The sequence below is a fragment of the Carboxylicivirga linearis genome (assembly GCF_018271995.1).
GTDB lineage: Bacteria > Bacteroidota > Bacteroidia > Bacteroidales > Marinilabiliaceae > Carboxylicivirga > Carboxylicivirga linearis.
Map to the genome: position 1 here is coordinate 17,782 of NZ_JAGUCO010000030.1, position 18,450 is coordinate 36,231.

General features: G+C 35.5%; 17 protein-coding genes. 5 read left to right on the plus strand and 12 right to left on the minus strand.

Translation table 11 applies throughout. From position 1 onward, the window contains the following. Nucleotides 1-187: 187 nt before the first annotated feature. Together KEM10_RS21260 and KEM10_RS21265 are read left to right on the plus strand one after the other, a co-directional pair. Nucleotides 188-919 (plus strand): hypothetical protein, encoded by a 732-nt coding sequence (locus tag KEM10_RS21260; protein ID WP_212219448.1) that lies wholly within the window; start codon nucleotides 188-190, stop codon nucleotides 917-919. A gap of 225 nt (nucleotides 920-1,144) precedes the next feature. Further along, complete coding sequence (locus tag KEM10_RS21265; RefSeq protein ID WP_212219451.1) at nucleotides 1,145-1,888, plus strand: hypothetical protein; 744 nt, start codon at nucleotides 1,145-1,147, stop codon at nucleotides 1,886-1,888. A gap of 113 nt (nucleotides 1,889-2,001) precedes the next feature. Here the strand turns inward: KEM10_RS21265 and ltrA (KEM10_RS21270) are convergent, their stop codons facing one another. Next, entirely contained in the window at nucleotides 2,002-3,255 is a 1,254-nt protein-coding gene (ltrA, locus tag KEM10_RS21270; RefSeq protein ID WP_212219454.1) for a group II intron reverse transcriptase/maturase, read from the minus strand. Between the two features lie 625 nt (nucleotides 3,256-3,880). Further along, nucleotides 3,881-5,236, minus strand: coding sequence for a group II intron reverse transcriptase/maturase (gene ltrA / locus KEM10_RS21275; RefSeq protein WP_212219457.1), 1,356 nt, complete (start codon nucleotides 5,234-5,236; stop codon nucleotides 3,881-3,883). A 719-nt stretch (nucleotides 5,237-5,955) separates the two neighbouring features. Here ltrA (KEM10_RS21275) and KEM10_RS21280 point away from each other — a divergent pair. Next, nucleotides 5,956-6,534, plus strand: a complete 579-nt coding sequence (locus KEM10_RS21280) for a hypothetical protein (protein WP_212219460.1) — start codon at nucleotides 5,956-5,958, stop codon at nucleotides 6,532-6,534. Nucleotides 6,535-7,150: 616 nt separating this feature from the next. Here the strand turns inward: KEM10_RS21280 and KEM10_RS21285 are convergent. From KEM10_RS21285 to KEM10_RS21320, 8 genes are all read right to left on the minus strand, one after another. Continuing rightward, on the minus strand, nucleotides 7,151-7,651 hold the full coding sequence (locus KEM10_RS21285) for a tyrosine-type recombinase/integrase (protein ID WP_212219463.1): 501 nt from the start codon (nucleotides 7,649-7,651) through the stop codon (nucleotides 7,151-7,153). A gap of 484 nt (nucleotides 7,652-8,135) precedes the next feature. Beyond that, complete coding sequence (locus KEM10_RS21290; protein WP_212219466.1) at nucleotides 8,136-8,843, minus strand: hypothetical protein; 708 nt, start codon at nucleotides 8,841-8,843, stop codon at nucleotides 8,136-8,138. A gap of 11 nt (nucleotides 8,844-8,854) precedes the next feature. Further along, nucleotides 8,855-9,826 (minus strand): DUF6371 domain-containing protein, encoded by a 972-nt coding sequence (locus KEM10_RS21295; protein WP_212219469.1) that lies wholly within the window; start codon nucleotides 9,824-9,826, stop codon nucleotides 8,855-8,857. Between the two features lie 158 nt (nucleotides 9,827-9,984). Then, nucleotides 9,985-11,298: a DUF3987 domain-containing protein gene (locus KEM10_RS21300; RefSeq protein ID WP_212219472.1), complete on the minus strand. Its 1,314-nt coding sequence runs from the start codon at nucleotides 11,296-11,298 to the stop codon at nucleotides 9,985-9,987. After that, nucleotides 11,298-11,591 (minus strand): DUF3853 family protein, encoded by a 294-nt coding sequence (locus KEM10_RS21305; protein WP_212219475.1) that lies wholly within the window; start codon nucleotides 11,589-11,591, stop codon nucleotides 11,298-11,300. Before KEM10_RS21305 ends, KEM10_RS21300 begins: the two co-directional genes overlap by 1 nt. A 388-nt stretch (nucleotides 11,592-11,979) precedes the next feature. Beyond that, entirely contained in the window at nucleotides 11,980-13,026 is a 1,047-nt protein-coding gene (locus KEM10_RS21310; RefSeq protein WP_212219478.1) for a hypothetical protein, read from the minus strand. A gap of 52 nt (nucleotides 13,027-13,078) precedes the next feature. Beyond that, complete coding sequence (locus tag KEM10_RS21315) at nucleotides 13,079-13,231, minus strand: hypothetical protein (protein ID WP_212219481.1); 153 nt, start codon at nucleotides 13,229-13,231, stop codon at nucleotides 13,079-13,081. 9 nt (nucleotides 13,232-13,240) lie between these two features. Continuing rightward, complete coding sequence (locus tag KEM10_RS21320; protein WP_212219484.1) at nucleotides 13,241-14,518, minus strand: site-specific integrase; 1,278 nt, start codon at nucleotides 14,516-14,518, stop codon at nucleotides 13,241-13,243. A gap of 417 nt (nucleotides 14,519-14,935) precedes the next feature. Between KEM10_RS21320 and KEM10_RS21325 the strand changes: the two genes are divergently transcribed. Next, nucleotides 14,936-16,150, plus strand: a complete 1,215-nt coding sequence (locus KEM10_RS21325; RefSeq protein ID WP_212219487.1) for a site-specific integrase — start codon at nucleotides 14,936-14,938, stop codon at nucleotides 16,148-16,150. Between the two features lie 82 nt (nucleotides 16,151-16,232). On the opposite strand, the gene KEM10_RS21330 is transcribed toward KEM10_RS21325, so the two are convergent. Then, nucleotides 16,233-17,468: a type II toxin-antitoxin system HipA family toxin gene (locus KEM10_RS21330; RefSeq protein WP_212219490.1), complete on the minus strand. Its 1,236-nt coding sequence runs from the start codon at nucleotides 17,466-17,468 to the stop codon at nucleotides 16,233-16,235. Nucleotides 17,469-17,485: 17 nt separating this feature from the next. Beyond that, a complete protein-coding gene (locus tag KEM10_RS21335; RefSeq protein WP_212219493.1) occupies nucleotides 17,486-17,761 on the minus strand; it encodes a helix-turn-helix domain-containing protein in 276 nt (91 codons plus the stop codon). A 330-nt stretch (nucleotides 17,762-18,091) separates the two neighbouring features. Here KEM10_RS21335 and KEM10_RS21340 point away from each other — a divergent pair, with 330 nt between their 5' ends. Further along, nucleotides 18,092-18,388: a TOTE conflict system archaeo-eukaryotic primase domain-containing protein gene (locus tag KEM10_RS21340; protein WP_212219497.1), complete on the plus strand. Its 297-nt coding sequence runs from the start codon at nucleotides 18,092-18,094 to the stop codon at nucleotides 18,386-18,388. Nucleotides 18,389-18,450 lie beyond the last annotated feature (62 nt).

Genomic DNA, 18,450 nt, shown 5'->3' on the forward strand with positions numbered 1-18,450 from the left:
TAACTGTGGGTAACATTTTGTAAATTGCAGTGTGGTGTTCGTAGTACGCCGTCGTCGTTGCACCTTTCTTGACCGTCATGTCCTTACCGGACATTGACGCTCTTCGAAATCCACACCGACAACTTACAATTTACCGTTGGTGGTAATACTGATTTGCAGCTTGCAATAGACTATGAATAAAATAACTATGAATGAGATTAAGCTCTATAAATTATATTTTGCAACAGTTTGCGGATTAATACTAATCTCTTGTAATAATCATCAAGAATATGACAGTAATGAAGAAATAAATGTTCTAAATGATGTTTTCGTTGAATTAATGGGAACAGACAACTATTATATGCCTTTACCTGCACCTCCTTATCCATACTCGCTTGAACTTTGTGAAAATAATGAGGATTCAATGAAGTATCTTCGATGGGAAAATGAAATTAGCACTTTAATGGTTAATCCTAAAGAAGACTCACTTGATTTGGTAATTGCTTTCTCAGACACATTAATATCTCCAGACAATTATGAACATGAGGGAATATTAAATCGCATTAAACATATACAATCATACTTACCTGACTCAATCGATGGGTCAGTAATTTTACCAATGTTGAACTTTTTAATTGACAGCACCAAATATGAATTACAAGATGGACTTATTGGAAAGATTACTGATACAGGTAGGTATAAATTGAGAGAACTCAATCAATTAAGAAAGGAATACCCTAGATATAAGAACATGGTCAGTTTTCGTTTTATTGGTGACTTAAGACTTTCAAGAGTAATATTTAACGAAGAAAGAACTCATGCGGTTTTCTACCAAGAATATATTTGTGGCGCAGAATGTGGAGCGGGTGACCTTATTTGGGTAAAGAAGCAGCAAGAACAATGGACTATAGTATGGAGAATAAACCTATGGGTCTCATAAAGTACTACCACCAACAATGGCTAATAAAGCATAAGTGAGCCGACTAATTTTGATTGGTTCGTAGCTTCGGCGACCAGCGCCAAATCGTTGATTTGGCTTTAAAAATGACAAGATAACAACAAATACAACGCTTTGGCTTTGTTAAATTTGAATGTGAGTACGGTTAAAATCTCACTTACGCTTCATAGCCGAGCCGTTGTGTGCAAGCTTAAGAAACATAGTGCAATGAAGAAACTTTTACCAATATTATTTTTTACTCTATCGGCATGTGGACAGAATAATTCTAAGATTTTATCAGAAAAGCATCCGATTCAGATTGACTCTGTTGAAACCATTTATATAAAAAAGTCATCGATTGATAAGGATTCTATTAAGTTAAGTGAAGGACAGATTAAAGCGTTTATTGATAAATGGAACAGTTCTGAATCGGTTGGATTTTATAAATACTTACCTGATTATTGGATAATTATTACAGAAAAGGGTGGCTCGATTAGAAAATTCCGAACTAATAAAGACAAGATTAAGGAATCTAATGATTGGGCATTTTCTATTGGTGATACATTGTTTATAGAATCTTTGTGGCATTCAAATAATCCTTTTCCACGACCTGAACAATATGACCCGATTACATTTATTAAAGCAATGTCAAGAATAATAAAATCGGATAGCAAGAAATTTATTCCTTGTATGACTATGATTGACAAATTCCCAGATGATTGGGTAAAAAGAGAACATATTGATACTTTAATGACAATGTTGGATTCAAGAGATTCTTGTGGCTGTTTCTTAAATCCACTTTCATCTTATATTCCGAGTGGATTTGCGGAAAAAGGTGCATACGCAGCGATTTTTATAAAATCATATAAGGATAAACAACCAGTTTCGTTCGGATTATATGCATGTCCGAAAATTGATGAGAAATTAAATAAAGAACTGATTGATTGGTGGTCTAAGACAGATGGAGAATAAAAGCCAGCACACAGTCGAGTAGGTAAAGGGGAATCTCACCCCTAAACCTCTCACAGAACCGTACGTGAACCTCTCAATTCATACGGCTCTTATCATGCAGTCAATTACAATCATTAGGTCAACTGGTAACCTAAAGTCCAATGGTAAAACAGGTTTGGAAAACTTTTACAAATACGTCTCAACCACCGTACGGCTTTAACCTTACTGCGTTTGAAACGCTTGTATTTGTTCAAAGCCCATTTTAACAATCGATGATGCAGGTAATAAAACACAGGTCTCAAGCATCTGCGATTAATTTTACCATAATAATTTAACCAGCCACGAATCTTTGGATTAAGCACTTCCGCTATATCCTGAATTGTACGTTGAGTTTTATTATGGAATTGCAGTTCCCGAAGAACGCCGGTAATTCGCACTTTGGATTTCCGACTCATGATGCAGTCAAATTGAAGAAAGCTTCCTCCTCTTTTCAAATGCATCTGTATTGGACGAAAACTAAAACCCAAGAAATCAAATTGCACAGAAAAGCCTTTTAGGTTCCTACCTGATTTCTTGCAATATACCACCTTGGTCTTCTCTGGATGAGCCATCAGACCACAGTCAACAAGACGTTGCTTGATATTTGCCAATACCTGCAATGCTTCCCCATACGTCTTGCAATGCAATATTAGGTCGTCTGCATAACGAACCATCTTTACCGTTGGATAGTACTTCTGAAGCCATTTATCCACGCAGTAGTGCATAAATAGATTGGCTAACAACGGACTGATTACACCTCCTTGAGGCGTTCCTTTCCCTGTGGTCATTTGTATTTTTCCATCTGGTAATCGTACGGGTGCTTTAAGCCAACGTTGAATATACAGCAATACCCAATTCTCTGACACGTGACACTTTATAGCTTTCATTAACAGCTCGTGATCTACATTATCAAAGAAAGCCTGTATATCCAAATCAATAGCCCAGCTGAATTTCCGAACGTATCTGCGTACCTCATTTACTGCATCCAGCGCATTCTTCCCTGGACGATACCCATAGGAGACATCTAAAAACTCAGATTCCAACCTGGGTTCTATGAATGTCTTTATAACTTGCTGGGCAATACGGTCGCATATGGTTGGAATTCCAAGCGGACGCATTTTGCCTCCTTGCTTCGGTATAAAAACACGTTTCACCTCTGGCGGAAAATAACTGCCTGAGGCTAACCGATTCCAAATTTTATACAACAATTTGGAACGGTCTTGGTCGAATTCCTCCAAGGTCTGTTGGTCTACTCCAGCTCCACCTCTGTTACTTTTCACTTTCTTGTAAGCTTCCCAAACCATCATCTTTGTTATGGGAATTGACTTTGTTTGTTCGTTAAAAATCATCCTTAACAGTCTAAGTTGTTCTTAATTAAAACCACATGATTGAAGCCCTTTGCTCCACTTCCATTACAGAAGATTCAACACTACTACGGCTTCATCCGCCACCTTAATGGTCATTGGTAATTGTCTTGCAGGCATGTCCTGTTTGAGTTTTCCCTTTAGCATACCGTTAAGGCTTCCTGCGTTCCATTATAAAGCCTGAATAAGAGTCATGCCTCCTTTATGACGGTTGCCGAACAGACAGTAATTAGGTAGCCTCTGAACTTATCCCTGACATCTCGATATCTATCAGGTTTTGACAACTACTAGACATTTCGTCACTTCATCGGATGGTTCGCTTTCGCTCATCTCTCTTATTCGTACCTGACTATTTATTATAGCCTTTTCTTCTATCGCTTCATGCATTAGTGTCACCACCGAAAAACATCATAGAAGTGGTTTGACAAGTACTCCTAAAAATCCTTGCCGGAAGGTCTGCTTCCATCTCTATAACAGTTACGTTGCCTTTGCAACTCACAGCACACATCGAGTAGCCAGCCCCACTAGCAAACGCTAGCAGGGAGAAGCTCTCACACCACGACTTTTTACTTCATAAAAAGTACGTACGGATCTCGTATACGGCGGTTCTCTACATTAAGGGGAACAGCGTGTTGTTGTAATAAAACAAATCCTTAGTCATTAATCGAAACATATTAGATAAACTGATATAGCCCCGTTTTTGAAGACGTTCTTTGGTAATGGTAGTACCTAAAATCGGACTTTGGGCAATGGCCCAACCTCCCATACGCGAACGGCTCCAGGCGTAGGCCATATCGGGTTTAACTCCCAGGCGAATAAGATTCTTTCTTTTGCGCTCGGGTTTCTTCCAATGATGCCAGATACAGTATCTAAGGCGATTACGAAGCCAACCATCAAGTTTTTCCAATTTGAGTTTGATATTAGCATACTTGAAATTATTAATCCAGCCTCGCTGAATTTGAGTAATTTTCTGAATGCGTTCATCAAAACTCATTGGAGTGGTTTTACGAGTTGCCTTCTTGAGTTTAGCCTTAAAGCTTTGCCATCTTTTGGAGGTTACAATCAGTTGATATTTACCTTTGATTCCTCTTTTATAGATAGGAACAAAGCTAAAACCCAGTATTTGAAAGTTAACAGGGCGACGGATACCACTTTTATCTCTGTTGATAGGGAGTTTGAGTTTGTCCCTAAGAAATAGATAAATTGTATTTCCTGCTTTACGAGCCTCCGACTTTGTTTTGCAATATATGCTAAAATCATCGGCATATCGTACAAAGCTAAGTCCTAGCCTTTCCATTTCCATATCCAACTCATGCAGAATGATATTAGATAGTAATGGACTGATAGGACTGCCCTGTGGTACTCCAATTCGTCGTTTGTATAAGCGTCCATCTTTCACAAGAGGTGCTCGCAGCCAACGACGAATCAAACGGAGGTTTTTTTTACATTTAATCTTACGATATAAAAGTTGCAGTAATAATGTGTGATCCACTCTATCGAAGAATTCCTTCAAGTCTATTTCAACAATATGTTGATAGTCGGAATTTATTAGTGATACCGCTTTTCCTACTGCTTGCTGTGTGTTACGACGCGGACGAAAACCAAAACTATAACTAGAGAATTCGGTTTCATAATGCATCATTACCACTCTGGAAACAGCTTGTTGCAGCGTTCTATCAATAGCGGTTGGAATGCCTAAGAGTCGGGTTTTACCTTTGCCTTTGGGTATTTCCTTTCCGCGTATGGGTTGTGGTAAGTATTGGCCATTGCGAATCTGTGTTTCTAATTCTTTTCGGTTCTTGTCCAGATGTGATTTTAGTTCTGTGACTTTCATCCCATCAACGCCACCAGCACCTTTGTTTCGTATTACATCCTTGCAAGCCGTTGTGAGGTTTGCAGGATGTAATATGCGTTCAATTAAATTAGTTGTGTTACTGTTGTCTCGTTTCACTTTAAAATATTCCATTCCCTGCTACGTTTCTTTAGGGCTGGTATCCGGCAACTGCCGGATTAGACCTCCGTTAAAGATCGGTAGCAATGTAAAGTTCAGCCCTTCGCCAAATTGTGAGACCTCTGTATATTTTATTACAGCTCGTTTCCTTTGGTTACTATGGCGTCTGCTGACTGCTCCGCTCTATCAACGCGTGATTACGGAGCTCTCCCTCGGTAAGGGTATTTTCCTTCTTCCAATGCCTGCCAGATCTACTATTTTGGTCTGCATTCCGTTGAATGTTTTGGACGTTAGTATGATGTGTTACCTTATCCGACCTCATAGCCTCATATCTGGTTTCTGTTCGTCAGTACCGGAATTTGCAGTCTGGCTTCCTTCACTGCTAACGTCACCGATAACCAGCTTGCCACTTGCTATGGTTCGATCCGGCAGCTGCCGGACCGCCCACTCGGGACTTCCTGCCTGTCGGCAGACAGGGCACCCTATGGAAAATATTTACTCATAGCTTGGCTACTTATCAAAATAAATTTGCATATTTATGCCTTTTTGATAGCTTACGCTATAAGTGCATCGCTACCCATGCGAGGCACACACACGCAATAAAAAACATAGGGCGGAAAGTACTAATTTTAAGTGCAGTACAATTAATAAACATCGCAACGGTTTGATAGGAAATCGCTTTGAAATACCAAACGTTAGATATACCAATCCGTTACCACCAATTAAACACACTGATGTATAGAATATTCTTTTTAGGTTTCACACTTATTTGTTTAATATCTTGTAAAACTAAAGTGACAGTTGAAGATAAGGACGGAAATTCGTTTCAATTAAAGTTGTCTGACTTAGAATTGGCTTCAAATGAAAAGGAAGAACAAATAGAAAAACAGATTATTGATAACGTTAATACGTTTTTACAGACAAATAACTCATCAATCGTTAGAAATTATTGGTTTTTATGTGACACAATAAACATCAAACCAATCAGGAATTACAAAGTGAAACATAAAAATGAAAATATTGATATACATTTAAATCTAAAAACTGTATCAATCAGACCGATACCTGGAACATATCTTATAAGCGAGGGACCTTTTGCTGAATACAAAATAAGTAATGACTCTCTAGGAGTTTTACATAGCTATGTAATTGATTTAAACCTCACAGAGAACTATCAAATCTCTGACTATAAAGCAACATTGAGATTTAGTAAGGAAATAAATGGCATAGATAAAGAGACTTTTAAACATACAATTCGGGAAGGTGACAATTATAATATTGAGAGTAATATAATAACAAATAACTGGTGGTAACCCTTAGAATATAATTAATCACATGCTGCCGAAAAAGGCCTATACAGGCTTTGAGAGTGATTAAATATATTCGGATGTTGAACGGAACCGGCCGACACCAGTCTTATGTATGGGGATTGATTGAATCAGAAACTTTCTATTTGATGCCATGTGCGGAAAACAAAATCAATAAATGTCATTTTAAGAGTAAATACGCCTGGCATCAAGCAATCTCAACTCCAAAATATTCATCGTTTTAAGGCTCAGTTTGCTTCATTGTCGGCATATGGGCGTACCTTCCCCATTACACCAATGGTAGTGTTTATTAAAATGGGCAGCTGAGGGGCAAATTTTGGAGGCTTTGAACAGCTGGACTACCCCTTATATTGGGCTTAAAAGATGCAATCCGGAGCATGGTTCCGGTTTTACATTTCGGGCATTGGTTGTGATACGTTTTTTTAAACCCGAATTCTTTAATGCAGATTCAAACACATGTTTTATTGATTCATTATTATAAGACTGATTTTTAATGCGTCCATTAAATAGATATCCCTCAGGTTGGTAAAATCTAATATAACGTTTCAGTTCAGGTTCTATTGATCTGGCCAATATTGTATACCTGTCTTTATTGCCTTTACTATCTTTTACAAAAAATTCGTTTGTTAGAAAAGTCAATATGATCTATATGTAATCGAATCAATTCACTACGTCTGAGACCTGCTGAGTTCATAACTTCTATTAACATACGATGTTTCAGACATTGTGCCCCGTTTATTAATGCTAAAACCTCTTTCCCAGATGGAACAACGGGTAAAAATTTGGTGCGTTTAGGAAAAGGTATATCCTTTATGATATCTATCCGTTTATAAATACTTTTATACATATAGCGAAGGCCTTGTAAATAAATGCGGATAGTGGCACGACTTAGCTTGCGTTCATTTTTAGTATATAACAGAAATTGATAAAGATTCTCTTCATTAAGTTGATCGGGGAGTTTTCCATAATAATTACATAATTCCTTTGCAGAACGGAAATAATTCGCGATGGTACTATGTGAAAAGTGTTCAACCTCCATCCTTACATGAATGCAATACAATAGCTCTTTAACACTCTTTGGTGCAGAAGTACTTTTTTTCATGATAAGAAACTATTTTATAATATGAATTCTAAAGTTATAATCCTTTAATAACCATGCTTAGATATACCTATGAAATTTTAATTCAACAGATTAAAATATGGCATAAGAGGATTTATAATATATTATTTTTTAACATCAATCCATTTGACGCATTAATAAAACCTGTTTTTGAGTCTGCCAAAGCTCATGTCGAGTACAGAAAGAAAAATTATCTCAGAAAAGGGTGGTTTCTTAAGTCTCCACTTTCCTAAATTTTGCGCATTTCAACCAATACTAAACGTTGAAACAATCCTCAAAAAACACATATTTATTCAAACAAACCGGATTCTTGCGCATTCTCCCACTTCTTTTAACAAAACCTCAAACAACTGACAAACAGCACCTATCAGAACAAAATCCAGATATTTCTATAAAAAAACATCTGGATTTGCGCAAAAATTGACTTTTCTATCTGTTGAATAACCGAAGAAAATAAACGGTAATATTAACCGGTTAACAGAGACTCATACTTGAGAATACGTGCTTCATAAAAGCGCATTTCATGCACAAGCTCGGTAGTCTTTGCAATGTACTGTTCTTGTTCAATTTTTAGGGAATCAATGTGATCTTGCAATCCTTGCAATTCCCAATTTAACTTTTCCAATTGTGCACTTAACTTGCTTCGATAGTTTAGGATTTGCAATTTCAATTCTTGGTTAAATTTACTCTCAACATCATCCTTTGTTTTCAAACGTGATTTGGCATACTTGTCACCATTCTGCTTTGCTGTTTGATAATCCGTATTCAAATAATTGTTGTATAGCGCAAAATCAGACATTTCTGCCCGCTTTTTTAACTGGAGCTTGTCACCCATCTCCATCGTCACAATCTGTTGTTTTAAGGTGACCATATGGTGATTTAGGTCATCACTTTTACTTTCATGTGTTCGGATTTCATCTTTTATGCGCAAAATATGCTTTTCAAAACTGCCTATTCGTTCATTTAAATGAGTCAGCTCTAGTTTTCCACTTAACTCAATCTCCATTTCTGAGGTATTGAGTATGTCACTATTTGAATCGAATTGCATTTTATGATTTTTGCGCTCTTTACGTTTGTAATTGAAAGAAGAGCGACACTTATCGGAACAACATGTTGCATCTGACCTTTTTGCCTTGAATGTTTTACCACACTCTACGCAGACTTTTGTATTCATAAAAAATAATTTTAAACTGTTAAGATTAAATCCAACTCATTAATCAATAAAGTCAGATTTGGATTACTGGATTCCATCTTCCTTAACTTTTCAGAAGGGCTCTTGTCAAGCTCCTGCCTTTTTATCTCAATAATCAAATCGACAATATCATCACCATCAGGAAGGGAAGTTCTTTCAAGGGTATCATTCACTGCCACTGTAAAGCATGCTTTATCTGCAATTTCTTTCCATTTGCTAAAAGCCCTTCCCTTATCAGGAAACAGAGTTACATTGTATAATTTTAGCGCATTAAGCTTTTCGACATTAAGCATTGTCACACTGCCTACAGCAAGCCAATTATATTGCGGAAAGTAGAGAGCACCCAATATCGCATTTTTTTCACCTTCAGCAATAGCAACTGGTGTCTTTGTATCCACTAACAAATGTGCTCCAAAATACAGCTGCTTAAGGTTAAAATTCTTGTAACGTGAATGAACCCAATCAATATCAGAAGTTCGCTTTAATGTTAAACGATCGTACTGCATTATCTTACCGGTTCTTACCTCACCTTTGAGACTGACCTGCCAAAAAATAACTTTTCCGCCCTTTGCTGTACCTACACAATACTTTTTAAGAACTGCATTGACCTTTTCTTTAGGAAAGTATTTATAAAGTCCTAACGCAAAATTATTGATTTCATATAGTCGAAGCGTTGCAATGAAATCATTTTTGTCTATGGTTGATGGCTTAACAACCTTTTTCTTTGGTTTATAATCAAAAAAGAAATCATTTTGTTGCTTATAACCAGTGCGCTCAAAATACATTTTTGGAGTATAGTGATAGGAACATTTTTCCTCCCTACTGCATCTTCCTACATAATCCGCCAGGTGTTGTTTCGTTTGATTATCTATGTAGCGGGTAAAGGTTTTCTTGCTACAATCAGGACAGAAATACCTTGATCTCATACCTGTATATTTCTCTAATGTATATCTGAAATCCTTCATTTTGATTCTATTGGTGGAATTAGTGGAAAAGTGGAATAAACAAGATAATCACCCCTTTACAAGTCCACCCTTGTCCACTTTGTCCACTTCTCGTCCACTCCAAAACATCATTTAACCTCCTGTAAAAGAGATTTTATCCAGTTTTCCACTAATTCCGTTTAATCACCATAGACTTTACTTCGATATTGCCCCTTTCCTAACTCCTGAGTCAATTTACCAATAGAGAGTAACTCATAGCTTCTTGATTTTCCAATGCTATGAATTTGCTTAGCTTTTTCGATAAATTCCCTACTTGAAAAGGTTTCCTTTCCTATTGCTTTAAGTATCGCATATACTTTACCGTTTGGGGTGTTTGACTCATATGATTTCTCCATGATGTCATTAATTTTTAAAGCATTTTCAAAGAAGTAGTTCTTCAGCATTATGGCACGCTTCATACTGTCTTCTGAGATATCTTTGACTGGTTTAGAGTTAAAAAAGCAATGGGTTACCTCTAAAATAAGGGCGAACCGCAACATATAACGATCCAGTTTGGACAGTATTCCAGAAACATTGCTATCCTTATTTGATGGCTCAACATGGCTATTACGTTCTTGATCAAAAAGCCTACTCGCTTCTGGAGAAAGTCCAATTTCTTCATAATTATGACGCCCAAGCATATTTTCAAGAAAATCATGCATTTTGCTTATATAAACAGAAATCGTGTGCTCATTAACCGGAGTTTCAGACACAAATCGTTTCTCCATCTTAAGCGGCACTACAAATAGCATGCGTTCAAAAAAGCCATCTTTCGTGTCTTTAGACTTCAAAGAAGCTATCACATCATCCTGTATCCCCCCAACAATATTTATACACGGTTTGTCAATCGAAGCGCTTTCCGCATCTTTTCTATCTGACGAAATAGGAGCTCCATCCCATAGCGATAAGTAACTGCTGCGGCGAGATGATCCGTTATATCCAACCAAACCGTCAACAAATGTTTTAAATTCATCTGGTTTAATAGTGATTCCGTGTGGATTATCCTTATGCATTTTGAGCAACGACTCAAAAGTTGGCTCTGTAGAATAGAGTTTTTTCTTTAATGGCTTAGGATCTCCTAAACCAGGATCATAACTGTTCATGGCTTCTTCATACTCACGGTTTAATTCCGACTGCTTGTTAGTGATTGCCTTGTAGGCAACCTTTTGAGGAGCACTTTTATTTTGCCCATTTCTTCCAACCATCACAATCCACAGAGAAGGGTTTTCACTCCATGTAATATCTTTTCTAACATGAAATTTGTTACCAATTGATGAGGCCAAAGCTGAAAGAGCTGCCCCAGATATATAATCCATATTAAAACTTGAGTTTTCATATAATTCTAAGATCGCTTCCTGAATAAAATCAGGAAGGATTTCAACCGGAAATTTTGAAATCAGTTTCCTTTTAATTTGCGAATTAGCTTCCCGAAGGCTGAACATTTCCTTTTCCATTACACCCCCCTCCCCGATCTAGCGAAAAGCTCACGAGCCATTTCAACATCAACAATAATTTTGCGTCCATACTGCGTTATGGCTTCTTTTAAAATACCGTCCTTATACTTTTGCGCAGTCGCATGCGAAACATTAAACTCTTCTCGGATGCCTTTTAATCCAAATGCGTATTTTTTATCCGAATAATCCTTGTGAATAGGCTGTTCCTTTGGTAATAGCACTTGTTGTATTACGTCCAACAATTGTCCTACATTTAAATCTCGAACTGGTGTTTTGTCGTTTATTAAATTCATTGTGATTAACTTTAAAATGAAAAAATAAGCGACTAGCTAGTCTTTGTTAAATCAAATTTGACATTGCGAAAATGCCTAGAAGTTCAATAAAGTTTAAGTAAAATGGCTATAGTTTAGCACCATACTTAATAGTTCAAATGGTAGGTAAAATGGTATAAGTGGTGGGCAAAACAAAAACAACATACTCTTAAATCATTAATTACATGCACCTTATATCATTTTAGGTATTATGCTATTTTTTTCACAAGTGGGTGGGATGATTCTCGATTATATCCGGATTCAACGCCCCAATTAAAACAGTCCCATTTTATTTTTGAAGTGGTTTAAAATAGTTGAGAATGAAATTATACAGAATTTTCCATCTGTTCTGATAACGATTTTGAGTCTACTAAGTAGTTGTATTTTCCGAATCAAGAACTTTTTGCATCCCATCTTGAAACTTTGGATAAGAGTTTGTTCTTACTTTATGCTTTGCTTTTAGCGGTTCTAACTCTCCTTTATCATTATATATCATAAAACATTTGTTAAAATAAGCATTGCTCCATTTCAGCAAATCTTTAAATATTCGAGCTTTTTGATGAGATGCATCCCATAAAACACGTTCTGTTTCAGCTACTGGTAACTTTTTATTCTTTATTATATTGACAATAATATTTCTATCTACACCAACTAACACCCTCTCTTTTACTAAAAAATCAAATATCTTGTCAATAGTTGCATCTTTTAACGCATTTGGCTCTTTATAATTCTCAAGAAACTTAATATTATACTCATTTTTTTCAATTAGATGAAAATTGAGCTGCATTACCTCCCATTCATCTTCATCAAAATCATCTTCATCTAATTTAGCTCCTATTTCAATAATGCCTTTCACAAAGGTTACTGGATGAACCTCCAACAATATTTGCTCCAATGTTTCTTTCTCATTAAGAGAGTTAAAACCATGTAATTTTAGTTCCTGTATATGATTTATTGCTTGTTCATATCTTACACTCCCCTTATACAAGGTTAAAAGTTCAAAACCTGAAAGTTGCTCATTGGGTTCTTTTTTCAGAAATAATTCGCAGAACTTATTAATGTCATTAATCTGTTTTTCAATTATCTCAGTCAGATCTGCGATTACATTGTATTCGTATATATCTATTACATTTTCTGCACTTTCGGTAAGTAGAGCATGCGACCATTTTAGCAATACATAATCATACGTAGATTCTAACTCAATTATTATTTGATTATCAAAGTTAACAGACATAGATTTAATTGTCTTAAGCAACATATAAATATCTGTATTCTTTAAAGTTTCAATGTTTCGAATAGTAGACTCATTGATTTCAATCACCTTAGCTTCTCCAAATTGCAATTGATTTGATATTTCAGCTACGGTATTGGTTATTAAGTTGGAGTTGGCCTGTAATTTTTTTAATAATTCTAACATGTACCAGTTTGATTGTTTTATTGCATGATATGTGAAATTGATCAACGATAAGCTAATCTAATGAGATATTTTCCAGCAAATCAAGGTTATCTTCGAGCGCAGCGGATTCTGCATCCAAGATATCTTGCATCTCATTTAAATCTAATTTGATTTCAACAATATCATCTTCAATTATAAAGTCGTCAAATTCCTCAGTCAAATTCATAAGTGATTATTAAAAATTAATAAATCTATCCACCATATTATCAACATCCTTACTCACTATATCAATATACGGTTGCATTGCCTTATAATCAGAGTGACCAGTAATTTTCATTACTGCATGCGCTGGCATGCCATTTAAAAGCGCATTACAAATAAATGTTCGTCTTCCTGTATGAGTACCTACTAAACTATATTTGGGGTAAGTGTTTTCGATTCGTTTATTTCCTATAAATTCAACAATCTTAGTAGGGGTGTCTATTCCTGCAAATTCGCATAAATCTTTTAAGTAATCATTCATTTTTTGATTTGAAATGACTGGTAAAGCTTTATGATCTTTAAAGGGTGCAGTTTTATACTTATCAATAATAGATTTTGCTTTATCATTGAGCTTGATCCCTAGATTATCAACTGTTTTAACCGTAATCACTGAGATTTTTCCATTTACAATATCATATGTCTTAAGCTGTTTAGCATCAGAGTAACGTAAGGAAGTGTAACAACAAAACAAAAATACATCTCTTACTCTATCTAGGTAGCTCTTGGAAGCTGGAATTTTATAATTTCGTAGTTTATCCAACTCTTCCTTAGTCAAATAAACAACTTGATTATCAGCAGTCTTCAATTTCGGATTAAAGGATTTGTATGCAATATTTGAGGTATATCCCATTTCAACTGCCCAATTTAAAAACCACTTTAAATAACCCAATTGCTTTTTAATGGTTCTGTTTTTCATCTTTGCTTTCAAAAGCAAATACTCAACAATATCCATTAGTTTATCAGAATGAAGCCTGTCTAGATGCAAGTTTTTATCAAACTTTACAAGGTGCTTCCCAAGAGACTTAAACTTAGTATAAGTGGCATCTGTCCAATTGTTTTGTTTTCCTCTTTCTATCTGAAACCGTTCCCATAATTCGAAAAAAGTATGTTCTTTTATTGGCTCCTGGTGTAAAACGTGCTTTTTTCTAGCAAACTGCTCGGCAAATTCTATTTTCAAATTTTCCAGATCAATTTCAGTTTTCTCAAGTTGATGCCTCAATGAAAAATTATCCAAGAAACTTTTTTGTAACGCAAGATTTGAGTTAATGATATTATATGGTTCCTTCTGCTTATTAAAGAATCCTTGTTTGACAACTTGCCCTGATTCATCCCAAGCATTGGTATCAATCCTGTAACCAGTGGATAATGTTATTCGTTGACCATTGTGATTAACAGTTATTCTAATAGGGACATTATCTTTAATTAGCTCGCCTAGCTTCTTTCGCTTTTCTAATGAAAGTTTGTATCTCATTTCTGCGTGTAAAATTATTACACGCAATTTTACACGCATTTTTCGATATATCAAAACGTATTTTAATAAACTTTAATAAATTAAATATTCTACAAAAACCGCTATTTAAGCCTTACAGAAGTATGTATTAAATTGACATAAATTATAGGTTCGAGAGCCTCTCTCTCCGCTGAAAGCGAAAGCAATTTAAAGTAAAACCCTGTAAGTCAAGACTTACAGGGTTTTTTAATGCGCAATATTTTGCAAAAAGAAGCAAAAAAACGCAGTTTTTCGGTGGATTTCTGGTGGACTAAAAAAGTCCTCATTTTAGTCCACCAGAAACGGTTAAAAAAGCTCTGTATTACGCTGTATTGCTCGGTTTTAGATTACATCAAAATGAACTCATAAAAATAATTTTAACATCAAAAATTTATTATTATGAGTGGACTTGAGACCATCAAAATCAACTTCTTCATAAAGAAGACAAAATTGCTTAAAAACGGAGAAGCTCCAATCTTCGTTCGAATCATTATCAACAAGGAAAGAGACGAGTATGGCTTAAAGCAAAGTATTCTGCCTAAACAGTGGAATGAATCCAAACAATTCGTAAAAGGTAATTCTGATCAGGCTGAGAAAATCAATCAGCTCATTGAACTTCACAGAACAAAAATCCAATCATATTTTAATTTTATGACTATGGATAACCAACCTATTAATCCAAGAATTCTCAAAGAAAAGATGGTTGGTAAAAAAGAAACCAGACGTACTATCCTGAAAGTTTTCCAGGAACACAATGATAATGCAAGAAAACTAATCGGTATTGACTTCGCCCCTGATACTATTCAACGATACGAAACCTGCTATATGCACACCAAAGACTTTATACGTTGGCAATACAAACGTGAAGATATTGCGTTAGAAGATCTGAACCATCAATTCGTACGTAATTATGAGCTATATCTAAAAACCGAACGTAAATGCGCTCATAATACTGCCATTAAGTATTTAAAGAACTTTAAGAAGATAGTCAGAATTGCCCTGGCTAACGGCTGGATGAAGAAAGATCCATTTGCGACCATCAAATTTAAATTAAAACCTGTTGATGCTATTTATCTAACTAAAGAAGAACTGGATACCTTAATAAAAAAGAATATTAGTATGGCGCGATTAAGACAGGTACGTGATGTTTTTGTTTTCTGCTGCTTTACAGGATTAGCCTTCTCTGATGTAAAATCATTAAAAAGACAACACATCACAACCGATGCAAACGGAATTACCTGGATTCATAAAAAACGTACTAAAACAGATCAAATGAGTACCATCTTTGTAATTGAAGCTGCTAAAAAATTAATGGCTAAATATAAAAACGAACCGGAACTTATTGAAAAGGATGCTGTCCTACCTGTATTGAGCAATCAAAAAATGAATGCATATTTGAAAGAAATCGGAACTATCTGCGGTATAGATAAACCTATATCAACACATACAGCCAGACATACCTTTGCGACTACAGTTGCTTTAGAAAACAACATGCCTCTTGAAGTTGTATCAAAGACTTTAGGTCATTCCAGCACAAAAATGACTCAGCGCTATGCCAGAACGACAGAGGCTTTGATTAGTAAGAATATGGAGAAGATTGCGAATTTGTATTAAAAACAAATAGGCTTAGAGCAAATATCGCGATATGCGATATTTGCTCAAGACTTATATTTAAATTTCATGCTAATAAAGGTCGTTAATTAATTTGATTCACTCCATTAATTGCCTTTTGGATCGTTATAATAGCATTTTGTGACACGCCACACTCTTTAGCTATTGAGTCCCAATGAGAAACTGCATCTTGCACTTCTTCCAATATCAGCTCCGGTTTCTTTATTCCAAAATGTAAGCCTAACTCCAACAAATGTTTCCTTCTCGGATTCTTACTCTCTCCTGCAACCATTGTGCTATGAAAACCATATGCTGAATTTGAAAAAGTGAGATCATATACAGGTGCAAAACTCCAATTACCTTTGACATCCATTAAAAAAGAGAAGTTCTTACTATGATCATCCCGATTGTGAGCAAACACATTAAAAGCTGCCAGACGTAATACTTTTTCGTATGCTTTCACATGTTTTTCAAGTTGAAAGGCACAATCCATTAAATGACCATAATCCATGGTGCTCATTCTAAAATTATCATGCATCAATCCACTTGCAGTATGCATGTGAATTCTTTTCTCTTTTATTCTGTCAAAGCGTTTTGTACCAAAGTATGTTTGTCCCGAGCGTCCTGTGAATAGTTTACAATCGCTCATTACCAATCCGGCTTTTAAAGCCATCTTATGGTAAGCGTATTCAATATTGGCAATCTCTTTAGGATCAGACGACGATGGAAATTTAATAAGCCAATCTTCAAAACCATCTGCCAGCTTTTGTTGACCATGCATTAATTCTTTGGTGACATTATTATACCCAACAAATATTTTAGGACGTGCTCCACCGGAAGAACCACCTAAAGTAAATAGCTCTTCAATTATATCAGAATCGCTTCCTTTCAAAACATGATCCATTTCCCGGGCTATCATATCCAGTTCAATTTCAGACGAAATTGAAATATCTTCCTCGAACTTTGGTCTGTAACATAAAGCACCCATACCCTTATCACCAACGTAAGCTAATCGATCCAATGGAGTTATATTTTGCATACTTACTCCCTTCGACGCAAGGGAACGATCTAACAACAACCTTCCCCAACCATCAGGTAACGAATCGTTAAAAACACCATATAGCCCATCAAAAGGTTCTGAACCGGCGGAATTGATTTCATTATTATAAGGCAGCTTAATTGGTGAAATATTGAGACCACATTTCAAAAAATCAGCATTATAGCGAAAGTAGATTGTTCGATTATCCCTTACCATTTCCCCTACCTCATAACTTTGGCCTTCAAGCTCCAAAGACACTAAAATATTTGTGATATTTTCCATAACAATTTCTTTACCTACTATTTAGTCGAAAAAAGATCCTCAATATTGCCTAAGTCTTCTTTGGGTTGGAAAACTAGTTTAAAATCTTCCAGTCTATCAAGAAGGTGAGCTAACTTAAGCAATGATTCCAAAGATATTTGTCCGGTAGTTTCAAAACGTTTTAAGCTACCTAAAGAGACACCAGATCTCTCTGCCATATCTGATTGTGATAACTTTAATTGTTTACGCAAGGCTTTGTGGCGTTTGGCCAATTCCTTACCAATTTCATAAGGTGTTGGGTTAATTGAGTACATATAGCTAATATTTTAGTCAAATATAACCTCTTTTTCATTATTTAGCTAATATATTAACCACTATATTACAAAATAACATTTATCACTCGATTATATAAGTTGGAGGCCGTAGTCCTAAACTAAAAATTTGCTTTTATAGAGATAGATATCATTTTCTTTGTAATGATTAGCTATCTAAAACTTAATGAGCAATATAGATCATCATATAGAACTGATTCAACAACTCTTTAAATGTCGTAAAGATGTTTTTGCTATCCGTTGGGAAAAAGGAAGTAAAAAGGTTATATGCCTGCATATAGCTACGATTCGTATGCTTACAAACAATATTAAATGAGCGGTGATACTTTAGCAAATTTTAAAGACAAAATAAGAAAACCACTCACATCCAACGAAATTAAACTTCATCTTGAAGGCAAACATTTTATTGGTATCTATCCTCTCTTAGAAGATAACACCTCCTGGTTTTTAGTTACAGACTTTGATAAAGAAAACTGGAAGGAAGAATTCGCACTCTTTCAAAAAAATGTAATGAATATAGCACTTCTGCATATTTTGAACGTTCATAATCTGGTAAAGATGCTCATGTTTAGATCATTTTTTAAAAACCACTACCTTAAATTAAGATAAGAAAAGCATTTATAACATTATACCTAAGAGCCTCATTTAATAAGCTTTGAAATCGAAATTAT

Coding starts and splice junctions, on each gene's coding strand:
- KEM10_RS21260 (WP_212219448.1), top strand. CDS start 188: ATGAATGAGATTAAGCTCTATAAATTATATTTTGCAACAGTTTGCGGA.
- KEM10_RS21265 (WP_212219451.1), top strand. CDS start 1,145: ATGAAGAAACTTTTACCAATATTATTTTTTACTCTATCGGCATGTGGA.
- ltrA (WP_212219454.1), bottom strand. CDS start 3,255: ATGATTTTTAACGAACAAACAAAGTCAATTCCCATAACAAAGATGATG.
- ltrA (WP_212219457.1), bottom strand. CDS start 5,236: ATGGAATATTTTAAAGTGAAACGAGACAACAGTAACACAACTAATTTA.
- KEM10_RS21280 (WP_212219460.1), top strand. CDS start 5,956: ATGTATAGAATATTCTTTTTAGGTTTCACACTTATTTGTTTAATATCT.
- KEM10_RS21285 (WP_212219463.1), bottom strand. CDS start 7,651: ATGAAAAAAAGTACTTCTGCACCAAAGAGTGTTAAAGAGCTATTGTAT.
- KEM10_RS21290 (WP_212219466.1), bottom strand. CDS start 8,843: ATGAATACAAAAGTCTGCGTAGAGTGTGGTAAAACATTCAAGGCAAAA.
- KEM10_RS21295 (WP_212219469.1), bottom strand. CDS start 9,826: ATGAAGGATTTCAGATATACATTAGAGAAATATACAGGTATGAGATCA.
- KEM10_RS21300 (WP_212219472.1), bottom strand. CDS start 11,298: ATGGAAAAGGAAATGTTCAGCCTTCGGGAAGCTAATTCGCAAATTAAA.
- KEM10_RS21305 (WP_212219475.1), bottom strand. CDS start 11,591: ATGAATTTAATAAACGACAAAACACCAGTTCGAGATTTAAATGTAGGA.
- KEM10_RS21310 (WP_212219478.1), bottom strand. CDS start 13,026: ATGTTAGAATTATTAAAAAAATTACAGGCCAACTCCAACTTAATAACC.
- KEM10_RS21315 (WP_212219481.1), bottom strand. CDS start 13,231: ATGAATTTGACTGAGGAATTTGACGACTTTATAATTGAAGATGATATT.
- KEM10_RS21320 (WP_212219484.1), bottom strand. CDS start 14,518: ATGAGATACAAACTTTCATTAGAAAAGCGAAAGAAGCTAGGCGAGCTA.
- KEM10_RS21325 (WP_212219487.1), top strand. CDS start 14,936: ATGAGTGGACTTGAGACCATCAAAATCAACTTCTTCATAAAGAAGACA.
- KEM10_RS21330 (WP_212219490.1), bottom strand. CDS start 17,468: ATGGAAAATATCACAAATATTTTAGTGTCTTTGGAGCTTGAAGGCCAA.
- KEM10_RS21335 (WP_212219493.1), bottom strand. CDS start 17,761: ATGTACTCAATTAACCCAACACCTTATGAAATTGGTAAGGAATTGGCC.
- KEM10_RS21340 (WP_212219497.1), top strand. CDS start 18,092: ATGAGCGGTGATACTTTAGCAAATTTTAAAGACAAAATAAGAAAACCA.